This window comes from Methylobacterium haplocladii (genome assembly GCF_007992175.1).
Taxonomy (GTDB): domain Bacteria; phylum Pseudomonadota; class Alphaproteobacteria; order Rhizobiales; family Beijerinckiaceae; genus Methylobacterium; species Methylobacterium haplocladii.
On sequence record NZ_BJZT01000041.1, the window covers coordinates 66,753 to 73,559 of the forward strand.

Here is a 6,807-nt window from a genome sequence, read left to right on the forward strand (position 1 = left end):
TCGGCGAGTCCCGCCCGCGGCCCGCGCGCGCCGATGGCGGCGCCCAGGACAAGCGGGAGAGAGCGTCGGCCCTCCCCTGCGGACGACCGGAATGTCCGCAGAGCTAAGGCCGGCCCGTCGTCTCGGCAAGCATCAGATGCCGCCGGCGATGTCGATGTAGTCCGTCATGGCGACCAACTGGTCCATGGAACGGGCCGGCTCGGCGCAGCCGGCCGTACCGACGACGCGGGCGGGAACGCCGACGACCGTCGTATGCGGCGGAACCGGCCGGAGCACCACGGACCCGGCGGCGACGCGGGCGCAGGCTCCCACCTCGATGTTGCCCAGGATCTTGGCGCCGGCTCCGATCATCACGCCGCGGCGGATCTTGGGATGACGGTCGCCGCCCTGCTTGCCGGTGCCGCCGAGCGTCACCGCGTGCAGGATCGAGACGTCGTCCTCGACCACCGCGGTGGAGCCGACGACGAGGCCGGTGGCATGGTCGAGGAAGACGCCGCGGCCGATCCGGGCGGCCGGATGGATATCGGTCTGGAACACCTCCGACGACCGGCTCTGCAGGTAGAGCGCGAGATCGCGGCGGCCCTGATTCCAGTACCAGTGGGCAAGGCGATGGGCCTGGAGGGCATGAAAGCCCTTGAAGTAGAGCACCGGCTCCAGCGCCCGCGTCGTGGCGGGGTCGCGATCCATCACCGCGGCGATGTCGGCGCGGATGCTGCGGCCGAGTTCGGGATCGCCCTCGAAGGCTTCGCGGAAGCCGTGGGCGACGAGATCGGCCGGCAGCGAGGCATGGCCGAGACGCGTCGCCACGCGATGGGCGACGGCGGCCTCCAGGCTGCCGTGATTCAGGATCGTCGCGACGAAGAACGAGGCGAGTTGCGGTTCGTCGCGTACGACCGACTCGGCCTCGCTGCGCACGCGACTCCAGAGCGGGTCGACGACGCCGGCGATGGCGTCCGATGCCCGATTGGGGTTCGGCGCGGGACTGGCGGACATGCCTTCCTCCTCGGACCTGAAACGGGACGATCCTTCGGCTGGCACAACCCTAGCCTGTCCCGGATAATGATCTGCCAACGCGGGAGCGTTCTGAGGCAGATGACGGTGCTCGTGCGACGCCGGCGGAGAACCGGAATCCGCGCGCCTCCCCGAGGGAAGTGATCACCTTGTTGCGCTGCGTCAAGACTCGGCCCGGTCACGGTGCCGCCACGGCCCGAGGCCGGTCGCCGAATCGAGCCCTTACGAAGGCGAATTCACCGGACGACAGGCCTCGCGTCGCCGAAGGCTCACGGAGGCGAATGCCGGGCCTGGACAGGCCCCGCCCCTTCACGGGATGGCAGATCGCAGAAATCGATTCGTCAGGCGCTGCGCCGGTGCGGCTCCGGCGCGGGTTCGATCATCGGGACACGCTCATCGATCATGGCGATCAGTCGGTCGAGCATCGTCGCCACGGGCACGCCGGAGGTGTCTACCGTCGCCGTCGCGCGGGCGTAGAGCGGCTCGCGGCTGAGCAGCACGGAGCGAAGGTCCTCCAGGGCGGTGGCGTGGTCGCCCGTCGATTCGAGGTGACCCTGATCGCGCACCCGCTGCATGTGCTCCTCGGGTCGCGCCTGGAGCCAGATCGTCACGAAGGATTGCAGCAGGAGGTCGTAGGTCAGCGGCTCGGCGACGATGCTGCCACCGGTGGCGAGGATGAGCGGACCGGGATGCGCGGTCAGCCGGCGCAAGGCCCGCTGTTCCAGCCGGCGATAGCCCTCCTGGCCGTAGATCGCGTAGATCTCCTGAACGGACAGGGCGTTCTCGCGTTCGATCTCGGCATTGAGTTCGACGAAGGTCCAGCCCAGACGCTCGGCGGCGAGCCGCCCCAGCGTCGACTTGCCGGCGCCGCGCAGGCCCACCAGCGCGACGCGCACGCCGCCGCCCTGCCCCGTCTGCTGGGGTGAGGTTCCCGACAGCACCGACTTGGCGAGCGCCACCTGTTCGGGCGAGGCCTCGCGCAGCAGGTCGCGGATCAGCCGCCAATCCGGCGAGGAATCCTGCCCCGCGATCATATCGTCGAGGCGCACGCCCATGGCGTTGGCGACCCGGCGCAGCAGGATGATCGAGACGTTGCCCTGACCGCTCTCGAGCTGCGCGATGTAGCGCTCCGACAGACCCGAGGTCTGGGAGAGGAGTTTGCGCGAGAGCCCGCGCACGGTCCGGGCGTCACGCACGCGACGGCCGAGTTCGCCCAGGAAGATCGCTTCCGGTTCCACTACGCCGCTCATGGCGTCATCAGCCTCCCAGGCATCGCGACCTCGCACCCGGATCCGGGCGGAAACAGCAATGCAACCTCGACCCCACCGCTTCGCAATCCGTGGACCATGACGCCCACGCGATTACGGGCATCGCTGTCGCAGCAATGGCCGCGACCCTGTCCACGACATGGTCTCGTTCATGCTGCGTCGCAATGGTGGGTCTGCGGAAGTGTCCGTTCGAGGCGCCCGATGCAATCTTTGCTTGAGCGGGATAGCCATGCGTTTTGCGGCGGGGACAATACGCCGGAGCGGGTGCGCAGAAACTTGACGCTGGTCTTGCGCCTTTGGATCGCTTGCGCCCTCGGGGCTACTGCGCGGCGGGAAGCGCCGTCGCCTCGAGCACCTCGCCAGGCGCCGTCGTCCTGCGGGCGATCGTCACCGGCCGAACCAGCGCGGCGAGCGCCGGACGGCGCGGCGGCAACGGCACCTCGACGAGGTCGGCGGAGGCGACGACGGCATTCTGCGAAGGCGCGGCTCGCGACGCTGCGGGCTGGCTCGACGATGCGGCGACCTGGGCCGGCGTTTCGGGCGGCGCGGAGGTGGTATCGCCGCCCAGTGCCGCGGGACGGCGCGGCGGCAGCGGTACCTCCACGGGACCGACCGGACCGGACGGGGCGGCATAGGCGAGCGCTCCGGTTCCGGCGATGCCGGCGCGCGGATCGGCCGAGGCCATCTGAACGGGCGCCGCATTCTGGCTGGAACGCAGACCGAACAGCTTGGAGAAGTCGTTCGAGGAACTCGCGGTCTGCACCGTGCCGGAGGCGGGCGCATCGTCCGGCACCGTGATCACGCCGTCGATGCCGAGCTTCTTCGCCGCGTAGTAGAAGCCGCGGTTGTAGTAGCGATAGGCCTGATCGATGTCGCCCTTAGCCAGGCGATAGGCCGTGGCGAGATAGGCGATGCCGTATTTGAGGTTCGTCTCGGGGTCGTAGAGCCCGGAGGCGTCGCCCGTGTAGCCCATGCCCCGGGCCGTCGCGTGCTTGATCTGCATCAGGCCGAGCGCCGAGCCGCCCTTGGCCCGCGGATTGTAGTTGCTCTCGCGCTTGACCACCTTGTGCACGAACGCGGCCGGCACCTTGTTGGCCTTGGCCTGCTGCTCGATCAGCGCGTCGATGTTGTCGTGCGGACCGTTGCCCTGGGCGAAGGCCGGCACCGGGACGGCGGCGACCGTCGCGACAAGGATCTCGGCGGCAAGGATCTTGGCGGCAAGCACGAGGCGCGTCTGCATTCCGGCGGGACCCAAGTTTCGCTGCTTCGGCCCTCCGTCGGTTCGGAAACGGCCACGTTCTTATCGAAGCTTGGTCGTGTCGAAATGAGGCCGGAAAACGGCCCCGCTTGGCGCGGCGCAGTCAGCGTGGCCGTTCGCCGGCTCCATGTGTCGCGAAGGGCACAGGCCGCGCGCGTGATTCAGCACAGTACGATCCGATCGATCGCCTGCGCGAAGCCGTCCGCATCGTTGTCGGCGGTGACCGATGTCGCGGCGCCCTTCACCTCCGGGCCGGCGTTGCCCATGGCGATCGACAGGCCGCTCGCCTTGAACATCGCCACGTCGTTGCCGGCATCGCCGAGCGTGGCGATCCGCTCGGACGCGATTCCGAGCCGGCGGCTCATCTCCACGATGAAGCCGCCCTTGCTCACTCCCGGCGGCGTGATGTCGAGATAGTAGGCCTGCGAGCGCTCGATACCCGCGCGTGCGCCCAGGGCCTTCGACAGCTCCGATTCGGCGCGGGCGAGCCCGTCGTCGCCGACGCCGACGATCTTCTGGGCCGCGCCGAGCAGCGGACCGAAGTCGGCCACGACCTCCGGTTCGACGCCGAGCGTCCGGCGTTCGAGGTCCGTGTAGGGTGCCCCTGGATCGCGCAGGGTCCAGAGGCCATGGGCAAACACCCAGACGTCGATGCCGGCCCGTAGCAGATGATCGACCGCCTCCCGCGCGGTCTCCTCAGGGATCAGCACCTGCGAGAGCGGCACGAGATCCGGCCCGACGACGGTCCCTCCGTTGAAGGCGCCCATCGGCAGGCGGAGGTTCAGGGGCTCAACCAGTGCCTTGAAGCCGACCGGCGGTCGGGCCGAGGCCACCGTGAAGGCGATGCCGGCAGCGTCGAGCCGCTTCACCGCGTCGATGGTCGCGGGCGTCAGCCGCTTGTCCGTAGTGACGAGCGTGCCGTCGACGTCCGAGACCACGAGGGCGATGTCCATGCGTCCCGTCCCGTCGCTTCAGGAATCCTGCGAGAAGCCCAGGCGCGTGGCGATCGCCGCCGCGATCGCTTCAGGGCCGTCCTCGATCCCGACGGTGATGGGACGCTCCTCGGGACCGGGAGGTTCCAACGCCGCGAACTGGCTGTCGAGCAGTCCAGCCGGCATGAAATGGTCGCGACGCCGGCCCAGACGGTCGGCGATCAGCGCCCGGCTGCCCTCCAGGTAGACGATCCGGACTGCCGGCCGGCCTTGCACGAGGACGTCGCGATAGGATCGGCGGAGCGCCGAGCAGACGATGACGCCGCTCGTCCCCGCCGCGAGCCGCGCCTCGATCCAGGCTCCGACCAGGACGAGCCACGGCCGCCTCTCGGCATCGGTCAGTGCCCGGCCGCCCTGCATCCGGGCGACGTGCTCGGGACTGTGAAAATCGTCGCCGTCGACGAAGGCCCAGCCGAGGCGCTGCGCGAGCAGTCCCGCCACCGTGCTCTTGCCGGAGCCCGACACGCCCATCACCACGAGCACCGTCGGATCCGGCATGGTCGCTCCCGCTTCGCGCGGGAGACCGCCTCCCGCCACTTGCCCAGTGGCTCTCGATGCCGACGCCGCGATGGCCGTCCGCTGCACGAGCGGCTGCACGCAGTCCCGCTCGCCGGCGGCCAAGCGCCGAGAGACGTCGCGTTTCTCCGGCCGCCAGTCTCAGGCGGCCACCGTCTCGCACGGCAGCGCGGCCTCGGTCGAGGCCTCGGGCCATTCGATCAGCGCACGCTCGCGCAGGGTCTGCGGCCCGAGCGTCATCGCGAAGAAGTCGTAGGCGCCGCGCCGGTCGTTCGACATCAGGAACTGGAAGTGCATCCGGAACGGGCGAAACCGGACCTTGCGGTAGGTCTCGTCGTCGATGATCTCGCGGAAGCGCGCGGAGCGGATGATGGGGTTGGCGATCACCGGATCCGGCCCGAGCGGCAGGTCGAGGTCGCGGATCGGGTTGAAGCGCGGGAAGTTCAGCCAGTCCTGCGGCGCCACGTATTCGACCCAGGCGATCCTCCGGGATGCGACGAGGCTCGCGATCTCGGCGCGCAGCCGGTCGGCCTGGGGCTGGATCGCCACGAGGGGCAGCCCGGAGCCGAGGGTCGCGAGCGACAGGACCGGGCCGCGGGTGCCGATCACGGGATCGCGTGCGAGCAGCCGGGCTGCGACCTCGACCGCCGTGAGCCCGCCGCTGGAATGTCCGACGATCAGGATCTCGTCGACGGACTCGCCGGCGCGCGCAAAGCCGTCGAGGCGCGCTGCGAGGTGGTCGGCGAAGACGTCGAGCCGCGCCCGGTAATCGGGTCTTCGGCTCTGGCCGTGCTGCCAGTGGAAGACCCAGTCGTTCAGGATCTGCCAGAAGAAGATGCGGTTCAGCAGCGCCTCCATCGCCCGGACCCAACCGAGCCCGACCGCAAGCCCCAGGGGTATCGTGGCCCAGGCCGGCAGGTGGACGCTGTGCGCGTACCGGTCGCCGAGATGGGCATGGACGAAGAGCGCCAGGAGTGCGGTCACCGCGCCGAGCAGCATCAGCATCACGAAGGGATAGATGATGATGTTCCCGTACTTCCAGTTGAGCCGGTAGAACGTGAACAGCTTGCCCCGGACCAGCGCGTGCAGCGTGCCGATGACGAGCAACGCGACGCTGACGAACCGCGAGCGCGCCGCATCGCGCGCGACGATGTCGTCCCAGAACAGCACGTCGTAGCTGGTCTCGGCGCCGCCCGTGGCGGCGTGGGCCTTGACGGTCCAGCTCTGCACGAGCCCATCCTCCGAGACGGTGGCACGGCTGATCTCGCGCTTGCCCTCGCCGAAGCGCTTGGCGTGGCGCAGCAGCTCCCGCACGAAGAGCAGGCGGTAGCGTGTGCGCGCCTCCGGATCGTAGCCGGGCAGATAGAAGACATGGCGGCGGCGGACCGGCGCGGAGACGCGCTGATCCGGCAGGTCCGGCGGCGTATAGCTGACGGGCTTGTTCATCGAACCCGGCCTGTGACGGCCGCTCTCTGCAATCGAACGTCGTCGATCGTTGATGGTCGAGGACGGCGATATTGCGGCCTTCAGACTTCGCCGTGACGGAATTCTGTCGAGGCGCAGATGCCCCGCGGATCCGCATCCGCTCCACCGGCCATCCTGTGGGAATCGGGGAGCACGAGTCCTGCCCGGCGGTCCCCGGATCACTGTGACTGCCTCGCCACGGACAGGCCCGGTGGTTTGGGCTAGGCAGCAGATCCAAGGAAACCGACAGGCCATCCTGTATGCGCTCCATTCCCATCGCCCTGTGCGCCGCCCTCGC

At 69.5% G+C, this 6,807-nt stretch carries 6 protein-coding genes; all 6 read right to left on the reverse strand.

Features of this window, described 5'->3' with window-relative positions; translation table 11 throughout:
• Positions 1–132 precede the first annotated feature (132 nt).
• Positions 133–993 carry a serine O-acetyltransferase gene (gene cysE, locus MHA02_RS18720; RefSeq protein ID WP_147081544.1) on the reverse strand — a complete coding sequence of 287 codons (861 nt, stop codon included), beginning with the start codon at positions 991–993 and terminating at the stop codon, positions 133–135.
• A gap of 359 nt (positions 994–1,352) precedes the next feature.
• A complete protein-coding gene (locus tag MHA02_RS18725; RefSeq protein ID WP_147081546.1) occupies positions 1,353–2,261 on the reverse strand; it encodes a helix-turn-helix transcriptional regulator in 909 nt (302 codons plus the stop codon).
• A gap of 337 nt (positions 2,262–2,598) precedes the next feature.
• Positions 2,599–3,519: a transglycosylase SLT domain-containing protein gene (locus MHA02_RS18730; protein WP_147081548.1), complete on the reverse strand. Its 921-nt coding sequence runs from the start codon at positions 3,517–3,519 to the stop codon at positions 2,599–2,601.
• Between the two features lie 179 nt (positions 3,520–3,698).
• Positions 3,699–4,490 (reverse strand): Cof-type HAD-IIB family hydrolase, encoded by a 792-nt coding sequence (locus tag MHA02_RS18735; protein WP_147081550.1) that lies wholly within the window; start codon positions 4,488–4,490, stop codon positions 3,699–3,701.
• A gap of 18 nt (positions 4,491–4,508) precedes the next feature.
• Positions 4,509–5,027 carry a gluconokinase gene (locus MHA02_RS18740; RefSeq protein WP_147081552.1) on the reverse strand — a complete coding sequence of 173 codons (519 nt, stop codon included), beginning with the start codon at positions 5,025–5,027 and terminating at the stop codon, positions 4,509–4,511.
• A gap of 159 nt (positions 5,028–5,186) precedes the next feature.
• Entirely contained in the window at positions 5,187–6,491 is a 1,305-nt protein-coding gene (locus MHA02_RS18745) for an alpha/beta fold hydrolase (RefSeq protein WP_147081554.1), read from the reverse strand.
• Between the last annotated feature and the right edge of the window lie 316 nt (positions 6,492–6,807).

Bases quoted from the DNA above. Each gene is read 5' to 3' on its own strand.
- MHA02_RS18730 (WP_147081548.1), bottom strand. From the start codon at position 3,519: ATGCAGACGCGCCTCGTGCTTGCCGCCAAGATCCTTGCCGCCGAGATC.
- MHA02_RS18740 (WP_147081552.1), bottom strand. From the start codon at position 5,027: ATGCCGGATCCGACGGTGCTCGTGGTGATGGGCGTGTCGGGCTCCGGC.
- MHA02_RS18745 (WP_147081554.1), bottom strand. From the start codon at position 6,491: ATGAACAAGCCCGTCAGCTATACGCCGCCGGACCTGCCGGATCAGCGC.
- MHA02_RS18735 (WP_147081550.1), bottom strand. From the start codon at position 4,490: ATGGACATCGCCCTCGTGGTCTCGGACGTCGACGGCACGCTCGTCACT.
- MHA02_RS18725 (WP_147081546.1), bottom strand. From the start codon at position 2,261: ATGAGCGGCGTAGTGGAACCGGAAGCGATCTTCCTGGGCGAACTCGGC.
- cysE (WP_147081544.1), bottom strand. From the start codon at position 993: ATGTCCGCCAGTCCCGCGCCGAACCCCAATCGGGCATCGGACGCCATC.